This window comes from Bacillus sp. FSL M7-0791, assembly GCF_038627085.1.
GTDB lineage: Bacteria > Bacillota > Bacilli > Bacillales > Bacillaceae > Bacillus > Bacillus safensis.
On sequence record NZ_CP152022.1, the window covers coordinates 499,831 to 515,739 of the forward strand.

Sequence of the window (15,909 nt, forward strand, 5' to 3'; positions counted from 1 at the left end):
CAAAAGACCTTGAAAAAATGTCTTTACTTTGGTGTCAAACGGGAGTATGATCTCTTTTATAAAAGACCAATCGCTGAATCATTTCAATGAGCGGGGGAACCATTAGTGGTGCAGGACACCACGTGGGGTGAATCCTTTTTAGGTAGGGCAAAGTCTCATGCGCCCGAATCCGTCAGCTAACCTCGTAAGCGTTAAAGAGAGCAAAGACCAACCTGTGATCTAAACAATAGACGCAGGGGCATTCTATTGCCTCTGTGTCTTTTTGGCGATCCATCTTTTGTAACTTAAATCGTTTGACACTAAAGGAGCGGGCATCACATGTACAGTTTGATGAAGCGTATTTTAATTGGGAAACCATTAAAATCACAGGCAGCAGGAGAACAAAAGCTATCAAAAATCAAAGCGTTGGCATTATTGTCATCAGACGCATTGTCATCCGTTGCATATGGTACAGAACAAATCTTGATTGTTCTTTCAGTCGTTAGTGCAGCAGCATTTTGGTACTCACTCCCGATTGCAGGTTGTGTATTAATTCTTTTAATGGCGTTAATTTTATCTTACCGCCAAATTATTTATGCTTATCCAGAAGGCGGAGGGGCTTATGTCGTCTCTAGCAGAAACTTAGGTGAAAAGCCAGGACTGGTCGCTGGCGGATCATTGCTTGTAGATTATATTCTGACTGTAGCAGTGAGCATATCAGCGGGTACTGATGCCATCACATCGGCTTTTCCGGCACTATATCCATATCATGTGTTGATTTCAATTGTATTGGTCATCTTAATTATGGTGCTCAACCTTCGTGGATTGACAGAATCAGCATCTATTTTGGCCTATCCCGTATACTTGTTTGTATTATCACTCCTTATACTAATTGGAGTCGGAGGCTTTAAATTATTAACAGGAGGCATCCCGCCAGCACCTGAGCATACAGCGATCGGCACACATGTACCTGGCATTACATTATTTCTTTTATTAAAAGCATTTTCGTCTGGCTGTTCAGCACTGACTGGGGTAGAAGCCATTTCAAATACCATTCCATCCTTTAAAAAACCAGCTGCACAAAATGCAGCGAGAACATTATTGATGATGGGTGGATTACTAGCTGTTTTATTTGTGGGTGTGACATTGCTTGCGTTTGGTTTTGGCATCTCACCAAAGCCAGAAGAAACGGTTGTATCACAAATTGCATCAGATACATTTGGACGTACATTTTTCTATTATGTCATTCAGGCTGTCACAGCTTTAATCTTGATATTAGCGGCAAACACCGGCTTTTCCGCCTTTCCTTTATTGGCGGTCAACTTAGCAAAGGATAAATATATGCCGCGCATGTTTACTGTAAGAGGGGATCGACTCGGTTACTCTAATGGCATTATCTTTTTAGGTGTAGCTTCTATGCTGCTCATTTGGTTGTTTGATGGGAAAACGGAACACCTCATTCCGTTATATGCTGTCGGTGTATTTATTCCATTTACCTTGTCACAGACCGGCATGTGTGTGAAGTGGATTCGTGAAAAACCGCAGGGCTGGAAAACGAAAATGCCTATCAATATAGTCGGAGCACTGATTTCTTTCACGGTTCTCATGATTCTCATTTTGACCAAGTTCCATCTTGTATGGCCAGTATTTGTTTTCATGCCAATTGTGCTATTGATCTTTCATTCCATAAAAAAGCATTATCTGTCAGTCGGAGAACAACTGCGTTTAATGAATGAAACAGAGCCTGTTGAGATTAAAGGAAATGTGGTTATCGTGCCAATAGCAGGAGTAACACGTGTCGTTGAGCAATCTGTTCAATATGCAAAATCCTTATCAGAGCAAGTCATAGCAGTTCATGTATCTTTTGATAAAGAAAAAGATAAGAAAATTGAAGCGGATTGGGAAAAACTGAACAGCGGTGTGCGGCTTGTGATATTGCATTCGTCTTATCGAAGTCTTATTCATCCGCTTGATAAATTTCTTGAAACGGTTGAGGCTAAAGCAAATGCGCATCAATATAAAGTGATGGTGCTTGTGCCTCAATTTATCCCGAAAAAAAGATGGCATACGATCTTGCATAACCAATCTGCCTTTTTATTAAGATTCCGTCTATTATGGAAACGGGATATTGTGGTCGCCACCCTTCCATATCATTTTAAAAAGTAGCAGCAAGTTGAAACGTTTGATCAAAAGGGTGCGGTGGTATGGAGTAAGAAAAAAGGAGTTTTCTCACATGCCGCAAAGAACCGCAGGAAAAGAAGTAACAGCGCTACTGGAAGAGTGGGGCGTAAAACATATTTATGGAATGCCCGGCGACAGCATAAACGAATTGATTGAAGAGCTTAGGCATGAATCAAGCCAAATACAATTTATACAAACGAGACATGAAGAAGTGGCGGCACTCTCAGCGGCGGCTGATGCCAAACTAACAGGTAAGCTCGGTGTCTGCTTATCCATCGCTGGACCGGGTGCTGTCCACTTATTAAATGGACTATACGATGCAAAAGCAGATGGCGCACCCGTTTTAGCAATTGCAGGGCAGGTTGCATCGAATGAAGTAGGAAGAGACACATTTCAAGAAATCAAATTAGAGCGGATGTTTGACGACGTCGCTGTCTTTAATCAGCAGGTACAAACAGCAGAATCTCTGCCTGATTTATTGAATCAAGCCATTAAAGCAGCTTATACCCATAAAGGGGTGGCTGTTCTCACCGTATCAGATGACTTATTTTCTCAAAAAATTAAGCGTAAGCCAGTTTATACATCTCCTCTTTATGTTGAGGGAGAGGTACGGCCAAAGAAAGATCAACTGCTAAAGGCAGCACAGCTAATTAACAATGCGAAGAAGCCAGTCATCTTAGCAGGTAAAGGATTACGAGATGCAAAAGAAGAGCTTCTTTCATTTGCAGAAAAGGCTGCTGCACCTATCGTCATCACACTTCCTGCAAAAGGGGTTGTGCCAGACAGGCATCCATACTTTTTAGGAAACCTAGGTCAAATTGGAACGAAGCCAGCTTATGAAGCGATGGAAGAGTGTGATCTCTTAATTATGCTTGGAACTTCCTTTCCATATAGAGACTACTTACCAGAGGACACACCTGCCATTCAACTGGATATTAAACCAGATCAAATCGGTAAAAGGTATCCAGTAGACGTAGGAATCGTGAGTGACAGCAAGAGTGGTTTGCAGGAACTGACCTCCTACATTGAATATAAAGAGCAGCGTGGTTTCCTTGAAGCTTGTACAGAGCATATGATGAAATGGCGAGAAGAAATGGATAAGGAAAAATCCGTTGCCACATCACCGCTTAAACCGCAGCAAGTCATTGCTAGACTAGAAGAAGCAGTTGAAGACGACGCCATTCTTTCTGTAGATGTAGGGAATGTAACCGTATGGATGGCCCGCCATTTCGAAATGAAACAGCAGGATTTCATCATCTCCAGCTGGCTTGCCACAATGGGCTGTGGTTTGCCTGGAGCGATCTCTGCTAAGTTAAATGAACCGAATCGTCAAGCGGTTGCTGTCTGCGGCGATGGTGGCTTCACAATGGTTATGCAAGACTTTGTGACAGCGGTAAAATATAAACTGCCGATCGTTGTTGTGATCTTAAACAACAACAACCTTGGAATGATTGAATATGAACAACAGGTAAAAGGAAACATCAATTATGGTATAGAGCTGGAAGATATTGATTTTGCTAAGTTCGCAGAAGCATGTGGCGGCAAAGGAATCTCCGTGTCATCACATGAAGAACTAGCTCCGGCTTTTGATACAGCCCTTCAATCTGATAAACCCGTCATTATTGATGTTGCTGTCACCAATGAACCGCCGTTACCTGGGAAAATTACGTATACACAAGCAGCCGGTTTTAGTAAGTACTTACTGAAAAAATTCTTTGAAAAAGGCGAGCTGGATATCCCTCCACTCAAGAAAAGTTTAAAACGCTTTTTCTAAACAAAATGTAGTCGGTCCTCTCAAAAGAGGACTGATTTTTTTGTGAGGAAAGGAAAAAATATATCAATTATCACTTGTTTTATTCCCTCTATAAATATATGGAAATTATTTTTTGTAACTTAAAGCCTATTTTTCCAATTCGCTGAGAAAGGTAAAATAGACTTTATGATCAATAATGGAGGGAGTGACTTCTTCTGGGCAAGATACTTGATGCAAAAGCACTAACAAGTGCCATGGACACAAGGGCCAAACACTACCAGGAACTCCGCGAACAAATGGTAGATTTAAAAAAGGCATTACAAGGTGTGGCCAACCTCGGTGATGATTTCACTGGGAAAGGTGCAGATAATATTAAAAGTTTCTATAAAGAGCTCGCTGGAAATGTAGACATGTTTATCAGCTTCATTGATAAGCAAAAAGCCTTTCATGAAGGTGTTCCTGGGACACTGGATGATACAAACTTTGGCGGCGATACCTTTGTAGAAGAACACTTTTTAGACAACGCAGTATATATGGGCATCAAAAACGCCAAAAGCATTGTAAAGGATCAAAAAAAGGCACTCAAAACGATTTTTCAAGACATTGATGACCTCATTTCCCTAGAGGTATTTGATAGCCAAACCTTTGATGAAAAAATAGAAGATGCGGAAGATGAACGAAAAAAGACGGTCAAAGAACTAAGAGAGCTTGATCAAAATTTAAAAGATGAATATGCTTTGTCAGAGACGGAGCAGCAAGCTACAATGGCATTGTACGCTGAAATGATGAATGCGACAAATGACGGAAAAGCGATTTCGCCTATGAATTTTGACAAGAAAGCCTATCAAAATAGCGAAATCTACAAGGCAAAAAGCGATATTGAGAAGCAAACTTCTGAATATCTGAAAATCAAAAAAGAACAAGAACAAGCCCGCGAAATCGCAAAGGAACAAGAAGCACTCGCCAACCGCCCTTGGTATGAAAAAGCCCTCGATTATGGTGGAAACATCGTCAATGAACTGACTGGTGTGAACGATGCAAAACGTGCCGCAACAGGCGTTGATCCAATCACAGGGGAAGAACTCACCGCAGGCCAGCGAGTCGCGGCAGGTGGCATGGCAGCAGCCGGTTACATCCCTATCGTGGGTTGGGCAGGCCGCATTTTCAAAGGCGGGAAGGCTGTCTATAAAACGACCCAAGCCACATCAGCCGCAGTCAGGGCGGTCGATATCTACAAGACATCGCAAAAATCTTTTGACGCCCTGAAAACATCTCAAAAAGGCTTGTATGGCCTCACCGCCACCAACGGCTTCAGCGAAGCGATCACAGGCCGAGACATGTTTGGAAACAAGATCTCAAAAGAACAGCAGGAAGCAAGTATGAACGCGGCGCTTGGAATGCTTTTGCCGTTTGGAGCGAAAGGGTTTCATGGTAAAATGGGGATTAAGGGTACGGGTGAAATTGGTTGGAATATGTCAAAAGGTGGAGGAGAAATAAATGGAAGAAAGTATTCTCAGCATGCTTTGGAAAGAATGGCACCTGATATTCCTGAAGTACAAGCTACTTTAACAAGTAGAGCAATTAAAAAAGCTGAAGAATTAGGATTTAAACCACAAACAAAAGAATTTAGTGATTTCATCAAAAAATATGTTGATCCAAGAAATATTCCACCTTCAGTTATTGAAGACGCTATAATGAATACGAAAAAGATACCTGGTAATAGAAGCGGAACGTTTGTTCATGAAACAATGGATGTCAAAGTAATTATAAATGAAGCTGGCGATGTTATCACAGTTATACCGAAATAATTAATAAAAGGATGAATACGAATGTTTATCAAGTATGATGAATATGATCTATTAGAACTTTTTCAAAGTGAGCCGGTGAGTATAACAGGCAATATAGATGATGGAGAATTAATCTATACTTACAAAGATGACCAAAATTTCAAGGTGATTTTAACTTTAGATGTATATAAGCAAACGAGTAGTCTAAGTATTACATTTAATGATTCTATAGTATTTACAGGTGATTTTAATAATGTAACAAGTATAAAAAAAGATGACAATGCTATGGTAATGAACGTGGGCGAAGAAGAGAAGCTAAAAGTTAAATTTTATAAACAAGTTGGAGTGGAGTTACTTTAAAATAGCCTTATTATATTAGAAAGAAATATAAAACAATTATGATATTCTCTCAGATAAATCAGTAGGTGAAGTAGTTGATACTTCTAAATATAATGTTATTGTTATCATACCTTGACTGGCTATATGCCTTTCAAGGTTTTTGTGTTTATTGGCTTTCATACCGAGAAAAACCGTTAAAATGGGAATCTTTTTCCTGAGTGGTTCATCGTATGATAGAGACAAGCAAAACGAACGTATTGAGCACTCTAAGTGCCTTGGTTGGTGTCCCCTGTTTTTATTGGGAGACGCGCCTCTCCCTTATCAATGGCATATCTGGATACGGAACAAAAGTGTTGAGGAATGTGGCTATACGAGAGGGACATTCTGAGCCTGAATAGCAGCTGGTCTGCGGCAGCCGTATCGAGGACAGTTTTTCATTTCAATTGATATTGACTGTAATTGGCATCCTCTCGGAGTGTAGTCATCATTTCAAAATCTATTTAAGCGAATAGCGTAAGGTGGTGTTTATTCAGCTAACAGTGTTCTGTTTCGAAAGAGACAATAAAGCAATCGAAAAGCATTGCAGCTTGATCAAAATAGCGAAATCTACAAGGTAAAAAGCGATATTGAAAAGCAAACTTCTGAATATCTGAAAATCAAAAAAGAACAAGAAGAAGCCCGCAAGATCGCAAAGGAACAAGAAGCTCTCGCCAACCGCCCTTGGTATGAAAAAGCACTCGATTATGGTGGAAACATCGTGAATGAACTGACCGGCGTGAACGATGCAAAACGTGCCGCAACAGGCGTTGATCCAATCACAGGCGAGGAACTCACCGCAGGACAGCGAGTCGCGGCAGGAGGCATGGCAGCAGCAGGCTACATCCCAATCGTCGGCTGGGCAGGCCGCATTTTCAAAGGCGGAAAAGCTGTCTATAAAACGACCCAAGCCACATCAGCCGCAGTCAGGGCAGTTGACATCTATAAGACATCACAAAAATCCTTTGACGCCCTGAAAACATCGCAAAAAGGTTTATATGGAATCACCGCCACCAACGGCTTCAGCGAAGCAATTACAGGCCGAGACATGTTTGGAAACAAGATCTCAAAAGAACAGCAGGAAGCGAGTATGAACGCAGCTCTTGGAATGCTTTTGCCGTTTGGGGCTAAAGGGTTTCATGGGAAGATGGGGATTAAGAGTACAGAAAAAACTTTGAGTAATAAAAAAGTAGCAGTAGGTGAAGAAATTATTGCTCAGAGGGTACAGATAGTAGAATTAGATTTAACTACAAAAGTTACACCTTACAAATCGTTAAGTCGGAATCAGCAGAAGAAAATAAAGGAAAAGATTGAAAATCGTACTGTTACAAAGGAAGAGTATAAACGATATCAATGGGATAAAAGATTCTCCAAAAGAAGGGCTGCAGGGGTTACTGAATTCTGGAAACAAGAAAAGAATTTTAGATGGAGAATCTACAACAAGGAATTGGACTAATGAACAAAAACAAGAGATTTTAAAAAGCAAAAAACCACAATATAATGGGAAATCCATTATCGGACACCATACTTACAATGCTATGAATTATCCACATATCAGTAATAGAGGAGAATTAATTTATCCTGTGACTGGAAGAGAACATTTAAAGGGTTGGCATGGAGGAAGTTATAGCAAAAATGCACCTGGTAGACCTGTTAATCCAGATTATTTAGAGGAATTTTAATAGGGAGGAAAAATATGAGTAAGATAGCTATTAAGATAAGCTCAAAAGATCCAATTAATAAATATGTATTACCTTTAAGAAAGTACACCGGTTTAGGAATTACAGATATAAAAAGTGGGATTGAAAACAAGGACTTTTTTTCCGAAACGGATGCAAATGATATTGATAGTATGGAAAGTTTAAAGGAATTAGTTGATGCTTTACTGTATTTGGGAGCGGATGTGAAAATCTTTGATAGTGATGAATATGGTGAAGGAATATTTAATTATCAAGAAATTTCTTACGATGAATTGATCAATAGTATTGAGCGATTAAAAGAAATAATGGAAGAATTACGGGATTACGACGATGCTATATCTGATGAGTGAAAGTGAACAATTAATAAAAGAATAATGAATGGAGCTTTGCCAGTAAAAGAACCTATGTAATTTTAACGTCTAAATGATGACATAAAAACTAAAAGATTACGATACTATGTTAACCTTGATTTTTTTACGAAATATCAAGGTTTTTTAAACTGAAAATGCACTTGCAAACTCAATCACCCACTCATATTTGGAAATTACATGTTAAACTTAAACTAATCCAATCACCACAAAAAAGGAGCTAAAACCATGCTATGGATTTTCACACAAAACCAGCAAAGTTTCGTTCATGTCCACGAAATCACAGTAGCCGGCAAAAAGATTGAAGGGATGATCGCAGGAAGCGATACTTGGGTCAAGACGCTCGGTAAGTATGACTCAAACGATCGTGCAGCAGAGATTCTTCAAGACATTGTGAAAGTAATTGAAGCCAATCAAGATGCCACTGTGACTTACAGAATGCCAAATCAATAAAAAAGAAACCACCTTTCCATTGAGAAAAGGTGGTTTTTGTTTATGATGGTGTTTTTGTAAAGGCTAAAAATAAAGGGATGCCTGTGCCGACAAGGGTGGTGGCAAATAGGAACATACCGCAAATGAATAGAAAATGGCTGGCTGAAAAGACAAGTGCCAGAATGAGAAAAACGATGCTGAGTCCTGCCATGCTATATGATGGGACAAAGCGGCGTTTGTATGTGGCTTTCTTTGTTAAGAATGAGAAGAAAATGCCAAATAATAAAGGGACAATCCATAAGTAAAATAAAATAATAAGAGACATACTTCATACCTCGATTTTTCCTTCTATTTTATCAGATGCTGATCGCAATCGATACTACAAAGCTTCACTTTGTAAAATAATTCATGCAATCGACACAATTACGTGGGCTGATTCATAGAATGCGTTTTTTCTTTCATATATTCAGGCTGCAAAAGGGCGTATACACAATGATCCGTAAAGCGGTCGCCCAGCCATTCACATTGTCTCAAAATGCCTTCAAGCGAAAAGGATAATCGCTCTGCGATGCGTCTGCTCTTCAGGTTATCGACAGCAGCCCTGATTTCAATGCGGTGCAATCCACAATCTTCAAATAAATAATGAATGACTGCTTTGCACGCTTTTGTCATAATGCCTTTTCCTTGATAGCCTTCTCCGAGCCAATAGCCAATTGAAACAGTTCTGTCGATCCAATGAATTTGGTGGGTGCCGATGATCCCGACAAGTTCTCCATGTGACCAGATGCCCGCTTGAAAACCGTTGTTCTGCATGGCTTGCTGCATTGCGCCTTGAATGAACGCCATGCTGTCTTCTTCTGTTTTCGTTGAATCCACCCAAAGCATCCATTCACGTAAATGCTCTCTTGACCGCTGAATGAGCAAATATAGACTTCGTGCGTCTCTTGGCTCAAGCAGCCGCATGGATATCTCTTGATCTTGATAAAAAAACATGTGCCCACATCCTCTCAGGGGAATTTTACCATAACCATATGAAAAGAAAAAGACAGCATCACTACTGTCTTTTACATAAATGTATCCACAATTAAAAAGAGATTGAGTGCGACAACAAGAGCTGCTATCACCCAAGATATTCCTGTTACCCAGCGGGCATTCGTTAATTCGCCCATAATTCGTTTTTTACTTGTAAATAAAATGAGCGGAATTAAAGCAAAGGCAATACCAAAGGATAAGACCACCTGACTCATCACAAGTGCGGATGTCGGATTCACCCCAGATGCAATGATCACAATAGGGGGAATAATAGTAATCAGCCGGCGGACATACAGTGGAATGCGGTATTGAATAAAACCCTGCATAATGATATCGCCTGACAATGTACCGACAGAAGAGCTGGATAGTCCGGCTACAAGCAGGCCTACACCAAATAAGATAGCTGATACAGGACCTGCGAGTGTGCTAAAATGCTGGAACGCAACATCCAGATCTTCAACAAAGAGACCATTTTTATAAAATAGAGCGGCTGCCACAATCAACATACTGGCATTGATGGCTCCAGCGACTAGCATCGCAATGAGGATATCTAAAAACTCAAAGCGGAAAATCTGTTTTTTCTCCTTTTCCGTTCTGCCGACGACTCTTCTTTGGGTTAATGCTGAATGTAAATAGATCGCGTGCGGCATCACAGTGGCACCTAAAATTCCAGCTGCAAGCAGTACACTATCTGTGCCTTCAAATTTTGGAATGAAAAGCCCGCCTGCGACACTTCCTATATCAGGCTTGGCGACAAAGGTTTGCACAGCGAAAGCGATCACGACAACGAACAGCATGCCGGTGATGCCGGCTTCTAATGCTCGATATCCACGTCTTTGCAATTCTAAAATCGCAAATGATCCGATGGCTGCAATAATAGATGCTTCAAGCAAAGGAATCCGAAAGAGCAAGTATAAACCAAGTGCCGCTCCAATAAACTCAGCTAAATCTGTGGCAATAATAACGAGTTCTCCCTGAATCCATAAACCGATGGAGACGGGTTTTGGAAACTCTTCACGTGCGATTTCAGGTAAGTTTTTCCCTGTCGCTATTCCAAGCTTTGCGGATAAGGATTGGATGAGCAGCGCCATGAGATTTGATATTAGAATGACCCATAAGAGAAGATATCCATATTTAGAGCCAGCCGCAATGTTGGTGGCAAAATTCCCTGGATCAATATATGCAATGGCTGCAATAAAAGCAGGGCCTAGAAAAGGAAGAAGCCTTCTAAATCCTTTGACCTTACCTTCAAGTGCACGCTCAGCTGCCGCTGACATGTGTGCCTGTGCCTCGATGTATTTGTTTGTCATATGTCATCACCTAGATTCTACAAAGTTTTGCTTGGGCACAAAAAGTTTCCTTCATGCAATTTTTAATCATCATATGCCCATCTTCATGAAAAGTCAACTATCTGAACTAATAGGTTTGTTTATCATATGTAAGTGAAAAAAATAGATACCTTGTCAACGCGCAACATAAAAAACACCGCCCCTTAGACGGTGTCCCTACTGCTTCCTCTTTTATTTGTTTTTTTAAGATACCCTTGATCCCACGCTGCGGAAGATCAGGCTTAAAATAATGACAAAGATGGCTGCTCCTAAGATCGCTGGAATGATCGCAAAGCCTGCCAGACTAGGACCCCACGTTCCAAGTAATCCATGACCAATCCAAGCGCCTACAAACCCGGCAATCATTGAGCCGATCCATCCTCCTGGTACACTGCCTCCAGCGAGTGCACTCCCAATGAGACCAATGACAATCGCCACAACTAATGAAATTAGAAATCCTAACATGTTGATCACTCCTCTTTTGTTTGTTTATTAAGCAATAACCGTTTTGAAAAAGATTAAAACCTTTCGGAACCGCTTCAATGTTCTATACGTATGATGGACAAGGATTGTGTATAATAACAGACAAATACTTCAGCGGCATCTAAGGAGGCATATGGCATGGAGGAAAGAGAGTGGCTAAAAGCACAATTAAAGGAGATCGAAAAGTGGGAGAAAGACCAGCAAAAGGTATGGTTTTGGGAGAAGCTCAGCCGCCTTCCATTTCAAATGCTGGACAAGCTCACGCCTGCTTTTATTCAGAAAAAAATCGGCGTACTGCTAGACGAAATGGGTCATTACATTCAATCTGGCGGTGCCTATTTGACATCGGAAAAAGGCATCATTCATCAATTTCAAAAGAAGAGTGCAGACGAATCCATTCAGCGCATAGAGGATATTGGAAAGGCCCCAATCGAAATGATGGATGCCATTAGTGAACATATGGGGAAAAACAGAACGAATCTCGCGACTGTGCAAGGGGCGACAACTGGTGTCGGCGGAATGTTTACGCTAGCTGCTGATATCCCTGCGGTCCTGGGCCTCTCCCTGAAAACATTACAGGATATTGCCGTCACCTATGGCTATGATCCTAAAAACAAAGAGGAGCGGGTCTTCATCATTAAATGCTTGCAGCTGAACTCTGCGGATGTCGTTGGAAAGAAATCGATTCTAAAAGAACTCAAAAGCTATCATGCATCCGAAGGGAAACATGAAAACATGATTTCCCAAATCCAAGGGTGGCGTGAGGTCGTCTATAATTACCGGGATTCGTTCGGCTGGAAGAAACTATTTCAGCTTGTTCCCATCGCTGGGATTTTGTTTGGTGCCGTTTCGAACCGCTCACAATTAAAAGGAATTGCCGAAACCGGCATGATGCAATACCGAAAGCGAAGAATTTTAACAAGATTAGAAGAGCTCACGCAGCAAGAACAGAGTGAGTCCGGCGCATAAAAAAATCCCATATCAAAGGGATTTTTTATTTGCTCTCATCCTCTTCCTGAAAAGCATGAATAGGTGATTGTTCATAACGTGCACGCAGTTCACGGATCTGTTTGATGAGGGTGGAGCCGATCGTTTTTTCGGCCTCATCATACAAAGGATCAAGGGCTTTCATCCATTTTTGTCTTTCAGCTGGCGTCAATTCATGAATGGCAATCGGCGATTCACGTTTAATGTCCTCCAGCTGATCTTTGTTCATCTGTTCTGCATGCTTTTCATTCCAAGCCGTTGTTTCTTCCATGGCTTCAAGTAAAATTCGTTTCGTTTCGGGTGTCTGGCGGTCAAAGAAAGATTGATCTGTTAAGACCACATAGCCTAAATACCCGTGATTGCTGATCGTCATATAGTCTTGTATATGATAGAATTTTTTTGAATAAATATTTGAAATGGTATTTTCTTCACCGTCTACTTTTTTGGTTTCTAATAGCTGAAACGTTGAATTAAATGATTCCTGATAGGGCTTTGCGCCAAGGAGTTTGAATTGTTTTTCAATCATGTCGCTTTGCATAATGCGGAGAGACTGGTTTTTTAAATCAGCCGGCTGTTTGATTGGCCCTTTATTAGAAGTAATTTGCTTAAAGCCATTTGTCCAATAAGCCATTCCCTTTAACCCATCTTTTTGCAGCGTGCCAAACAACCTTTGTCCAATTGCACCTTGCAGGCCTTCTTGAACCGCATTGTAATTTGAAAAAGCAAAGGGAAGATCAAGTGCCAGCCACTCAGGGGACAGCATGCCGAGCTTCGAGGTAGACGGAGCAATAAATTGAACTTGATTCTCTTTGAGTGCATTTATTTCTTCAATATCAGAATAAAGGCTTCCATTGGAGAAAATTTGAATGCTGATCTTTCCATCGGATTTTTCGTGCACGAGCTCAGCAAATTTCTTTGCGGCAAGTCCTTTAGGTGTATTGTCTGCCACGACATGGCTGAATTTGAACACAAGCTGGTCCTTCAGCCCTGTCTGTTCATCATCAAAGGTTGTCGCTGATTTTGGCATCATATGATAAAAACCAAAGTATAAAGCGGTTACAAAACCGATCATGAGCAATAGTGTATAAGCGAGTAAATTCTTCATGCGTCAGATCCCCCTTATGTCAAGCATACTTGACAGAGGAAGAATCCGTAAAGATACAGGTGAAAAAATGATGAGAAATCGATTGAAATTACAACAATTATCTATTAGATGGAAGCTTACCATCCTCACATATTTCGTTGTCATTTTCGCCCTTTTAATCGGAGGAATTGTCCTTGTTGGGGGAATTCAGCAAACAGAGGAACGGGAGCTTCGAAAAAGACTCATGAACACGGCGAGAACCGTGGCTGAGATGAATGAGGTGAAGCAGGCGTTAGCTGATCAGACAAAGGATCGTGATCAATTACAGCATGCAATCGAAGAGATTCGGATTATTCAAGATGCTGACTATATTGTCGTGATGGATATGGATCATGTGAGATTAACGCATCCAGTGAAAACGAGGATTGGCCAGCGCTCAGAAGGAACTGATGAAGAGCCGGCTTTTGCGGAGCATATTTATTTCTCAGAAGCAGAGGGAGAGCTTGGAACAGCCATCAGAGCTTTTTATCCAGTCAAGGATGATCAATTTAATCAAACAGGGGTTGTGCTTGTAGGAAGAACTCTGCCAAGTATGGCAGATATATTAGGAGAAATGAAGCAGGATATCCTTATGATTCTCCTGCTGACGCTCAGCTTTGGGCTTGTGGGTTCATTTTTGCTCGCCCGTCATATTAAACAGCAAATGTTTAAGCTGGAGCCGCATGAGATTGTCAGAATGCTAGAGGAACGCACTGCAACCTTTCACTCTATTAATGAAGGGGTCATCGCCATTGATAATCAGCACATGATCACCATTTTTAATGAGAAGGCGAAGCAGATTTTTGGCGTAACAGGTGATGTCGTGGGCCGGAATATTTGGGGTGTGCTGTCTGATACGAGACTTCCTGAGATTATTGATCGCGCAGAACCTGTCTACAATGAAGAAATTCATATGAGCGGAAAGCGGATCATGAGCAGCCGGATTCCGATAGTCATGAAAAAGAAGATCATCGGAGCGGTCGCCATTTTTCAAGACCGGACAGAAGCAGCGAAATTGGCGGAGGAGCTCACAGGGGTTAAGAACTTTGTGGACGGTTTGCGGGTGCAAAACCATGAACATATGAATAAGCTTCATACGATTGCCGGGCTGATTCAGCTCGGTAAAGCCGATCAGGCGCTCGATCTAGCCTTTCAAACAACCGAGGAGCAGGAACATGTGACGGACTTTCTTCATCGCGTCATAGAGCATGATGCTGTCGCAGGGTTATTGATGAGCAAAATCAGAAGAGGCAAGGAGCTTGGCATCATGGTCGAAGTAGATGAACATAGCTGTCTGCGTGATTTCCCTGAACGGCTTGATCAGCATGATATGACAAAGCTGCTCGGAAATCTCATTGAGAACGCCTTTGCTTCGTATGATACTGTAGAAAGAGACACAAAAGTCATTTCCATTAGTATCGATCAAACGGAGGATGTCATCGCGATTTTAATTGAAGACAATGGCTCCGGGATCGAAGAGGAAATGATTCCTTCTATTTTCGATAAAGGCTTCACACATGGCAAAGAGGGCGGAACAGGCTATGGCCTGTACATTGTAAAAACGATTATCGACAAAGGGATGGGAAATGTAGAGGTCACATCAAGCATCGGTATTGGTACCACCTTCTCAATCGAATTCCCAATGACCATAGAGGAGAGAGACAGATGACTCAGATTAAGGTGCTGTTAATTGAAGATGACCCAATGGTGCAAGAAGTGAATAAAGAGTTCATTATGAGTGTCCCTGGCTTTCAAGTCGCAGCTGTCGCTGGGAACGGGGAGCAGGGCATCCAGCTGATCAAAGAAATTCGTCCAGACCTCGTGGTACTTGATGTCTATATGCCAAAAAAGGATGGCGTCAAAACGCTGCAAGACATCAGAAAACAGAAGATGAAAGTGGACGTGATTGTCATTTCTGCAGCGAAGGACAAAGAGACCATCGGCATCATGCTTCAAAATGGTGCGCGGGATTATATTATTAAACCATTCAAATTTGAACGAATGAAAGAATCACTTGAAAGCTATAAGGCGTTTAAATCAAAAATCCAAACTGCAGCAGAATTCTCTCAGGAGATGCTCGATGATATCATACGAAAGCCTGCTGTTAAGCAGGAAGATACTTGGCTTCCTAAAGGGCTGAATGTGCATACGATGAACGAAATTAAAGCGTATATGGGCTTGCAGGAAGGCGCGCAGTCTGCAGAAGAAGTCGCCAATGCACTTGGCATTGCCCGCGTCACGGCACGCCGGTATTTAGACTTCCTCGTAAAAGAAGGCGAGCTGAAATTAGATATGCAATATGGCGGGGTAGGACGGCCTGTGAATAAATATATCGTACATTCTGACTAAGAGACCAAAAAGACCAAAATGTACGATATGTC

At 41.4% G+C, this 15,909-nt stretch carries 15 protein-coding genes, 1 pseudogene and 1 riboswitch; of the genes and pseudogenes, 11 read left to right on the forward strand and 5 right to left on the reverse strand.

The window, feature by feature from the left end; genetic code table 11:
* The first annotated feature begins 61 nt into the window (after nt 1–61).
* Nucleotides 62–206: riboswitch (cyclic di-AMP (ydaO/yuaA leader) on the forward strand.
* A 112-nt stretch (nt 207–318) separates the two neighbouring features.
* The 8 genes and pseudogenes from MHI08_RS02375 to MHI08_RS02410 all read left to right on the forward strand — a co-directional run bounded on the left by MHI08_RS02375 (nt 319) and on the right by MHI08_RS02410 (nt 8,596).
* Nucleotides 319–2,145, forward strand: coding sequence for an APC family permease (locus MHI08_RS02375; RefSeq protein WP_024425576.1), 1,827 nt, complete (start codon nt 319–321; stop codon nt 2,143–2,145).
* A gap of 67 nt (nt 2,146–2,212) precedes the next feature.
* Nucleotides 2,213–3,934 (forward strand): pyruvate oxidase, encoded by a 1,722-nt coding sequence (locus MHI08_RS02380; protein WP_056765229.1) that lies wholly within the window; start codon nt 2,213–2,215, stop codon nt 3,932–3,934.
* A 194-nt stretch (nt 3,935–4,128) separates the two neighbouring features.
* The gene (locus MHI08_RS02385; protein WP_342500185.1) at nt 4,129–5,721 is read left to right on the forward strand and encodes a T7SS effector LXG polymorphic toxin; all 1,593 of its coding nucleotides are present in this window, start codon (nt 4,129–4,131) and stop codon (nt 5,719–5,721) included.
* A 21-nt stretch (nt 5,722–5,742) separates the two neighbouring features.
* Entirely contained in the window at nt 5,743–6,060 is a 318-nt protein-coding gene (locus MHI08_RS02390; protein WP_025093598.1) for a hypothetical protein, read from the forward strand.
* A 571-nt stretch (nt 6,061–6,631) separates the two neighbouring features.
* Nucleotides 6,632–7,240 (forward strand): annotated as a pseudogene (locus tag MHI08_RS02395) (pre-toxin TG domain-containing protein); the annotation flags it as partial.
* Between the two features lie 145 nt (nt 7,241–7,385).
* Complete coding sequence (locus MHI08_RS02400) at nt 7,386–7,757, forward strand: hypothetical protein (RefSeq protein ID WP_235566812.1); 372 nt, start codon at nt 7,386–7,388, stop codon at nt 7,755–7,757.
* A gap of 14 nt (nt 7,758–7,771) precedes the next feature.
* A complete protein-coding gene (locus MHI08_RS02405) occupies nt 7,772–8,125 on the forward strand; it encodes a hypothetical protein (protein WP_056768331.1) in 354 nt (117 codons plus the stop codon).
* A gap of 246 nt (nt 8,126–8,371) precedes the next feature.
* Nucleotides 8,372–8,596, forward strand: a complete 225-nt coding sequence (locus tag MHI08_RS02410) for a hypothetical protein (RefSeq protein ID WP_024425367.1) — start codon at nt 8,372–8,374, stop codon at nt 8,594–8,596.
* Nucleotides 8,597–8,636: 40 nt separating this feature from the next.
* Here the strand turns inward: MHI08_RS02410 and MHI08_RS02415 are convergent, their stop codons facing one another.
* The 4 genes from MHI08_RS02415 to MHI08_RS02430 all read right to left on the reverse strand — a co-directional run bounded on the left by MHI08_RS02415 (nt 8,637) and on the right by MHI08_RS02430 (nt 11,400).
* On the reverse strand, nt 8,637–8,900 hold the full coding sequence (locus tag MHI08_RS02415; RefSeq protein WP_008346966.1) for a hypothetical protein: 264 nt from the start codon (nt 8,898–8,900) through the stop codon (nt 8,637–8,639).
* A 98-nt stretch (nt 8,901–8,998) separates the two neighbouring features.
* The gene (locus MHI08_RS02420; RefSeq protein ID WP_024427358.1) at nt 8,999–9,568 is read right to left on the reverse strand and encodes a GNAT family protein; all 570 of its coding nucleotides are present in this window, start codon (nt 9,566–9,568) and stop codon (nt 8,999–9,001) included.
* 71 nt (nt 9,569–9,639) lie between these two features.
* Nucleotides 9,640–10,917: an Nramp family divalent metal transporter gene (locus tag MHI08_RS02425; protein WP_122631451.1), complete on the reverse strand. Its 1,278-nt coding sequence runs from the start codon at nt 10,915–10,917 to the stop codon at nt 9,640–9,642.
* A gap of 222 nt (nt 10,918–11,139) precedes the next feature.
* Nucleotides 11,140–11,400: a GlsB/YeaQ/YmgE family stress response membrane protein gene (locus MHI08_RS02430; protein WP_024427360.1), complete on the reverse strand. Its 261-nt coding sequence runs from the start codon at nt 11,398–11,400 to the stop codon at nt 11,140–11,142.
* A 156-nt stretch (nt 11,401–11,556) separates the two neighbouring features.
* On the opposite strand from MHI08_RS02430, the gene MHI08_RS02435 reads away from it, so the two are divergent.
* Complete coding sequence (locus MHI08_RS02435; protein WP_257802922.1) at nt 11,557–12,387, forward strand: EcsC family protein; 831 nt, start codon at nt 11,557–11,559, stop codon at nt 12,385–12,387.
* Between the two features lie 25 nt (nt 12,388–12,412).
* Here the strand turns inward: MHI08_RS02435 and MHI08_RS02440 are convergent, their stop codons facing one another.
* Entirely contained in the window at nt 12,413–13,510 is a 1,098-nt protein-coding gene (locus MHI08_RS02440) for a TRAP transporter substrate-binding protein (protein WP_342499961.1), read from the reverse strand.
* An 82-nt stretch (nt 13,511–13,592) separates the two neighbouring features.
* Here MHI08_RS02440 and MHI08_RS02445 point away from each other — a divergent pair, with 82 nt between their 5' ends.
* Together MHI08_RS02445 and MHI08_RS02450 are read left to right on the forward strand one after the other, a co-directional pair.
* Nucleotides 13,593–15,197: a sensor histidine kinase gene (locus tag MHI08_RS02445; RefSeq protein ID WP_342500186.1), complete on the forward strand. Its 1,605-nt coding sequence runs from the start codon at nt 13,593–13,595 to the stop codon at nt 15,195–15,197.
* On the forward strand, nt 15,194–15,877 hold the full coding sequence (locus MHI08_RS02450; protein WP_024425373.1) for a response regulator: 684 nt from the start codon (nt 15,194–15,196) through the stop codon (nt 15,875–15,877). Before MHI08_RS02445 ends, MHI08_RS02450 begins: the two co-directional genes overlap by 4 nt.
* The last annotated feature ends 32 nt before the right edge of the window (nt 15,878–15,909 follow it).

Coding starts and splice junctions, on each gene's coding strand:
- MHI08_RS02375 (WP_024425576.1), top strand. CDS start 319: ATGTACAGTTTGATGAAGCGTATTTTAATTGGGAAACCATTAAAATCA.
- MHI08_RS02380 (WP_056765229.1), top strand. CDS start 2,213: ATGCCGCAAAGAACCGCAGGAAAAGAAGTAACAGCGCTACTGGAAGAG.
- MHI08_RS02390 (WP_025093598.1), top strand. CDS start 5,743: ATGTTTATCAAGTATGATGAATATGATCTATTAGAACTTTTTCAAAGT.
- MHI08_RS02405 (WP_056768331.1), top strand. CDS start 7,772: ATGAGTAAGATAGCTATTAAGATAAGCTCAAAAGATCCAATTAATAAA.
- MHI08_RS02410 (WP_024425367.1), top strand. CDS start 8,372: ATGCTATGGATTTTCACACAAAACCAGCAAAGTTTCGTTCATGTCCAC.
- MHI08_RS02415 (WP_008346966.1), bottom strand. CDS start 8,900: ATGTCTCTTATTATTTTATTTTACTTATGGATTGTCCCTTTATTATTT.
- MHI08_RS02420 (WP_024427358.1), bottom strand. CDS start 9,568: ATGTTTTTTTATCAAGATCAAGAGATATCCATGCGGCTGCTTGAGCCA.
- MHI08_RS02425 (WP_122631451.1), bottom strand. CDS start 10,917: ATGACAAACAAATACATCGAGGCACAGGCACACATGTCAGCGGCAGCT.
- MHI08_RS02430 (WP_024427360.1), bottom strand. CDS start 11,400: ATGTTAGGATTTCTAATTTCATTAGTTGTGGCGATTGTCATTGGTCTC.
- MHI08_RS02435 (WP_257802922.1), top strand. CDS start 11,557: ATGGAGGAAAGAGAGTGGCTAAAAGCACAATTAAAGGAGATCGAAAAG.
- MHI08_RS02440 (WP_342499961.1), bottom strand. CDS start 13,510: ATGAAGAATTTACTCGCTTATACACTATTGCTCATGATCGGTTTTGTA.
- MHI08_RS02450 (WP_024425373.1), top strand. CDS start 15,194: ATGACTCAGATTAAGGTGCTGTTAATTGAAGATGACCCAATGGTGCAA.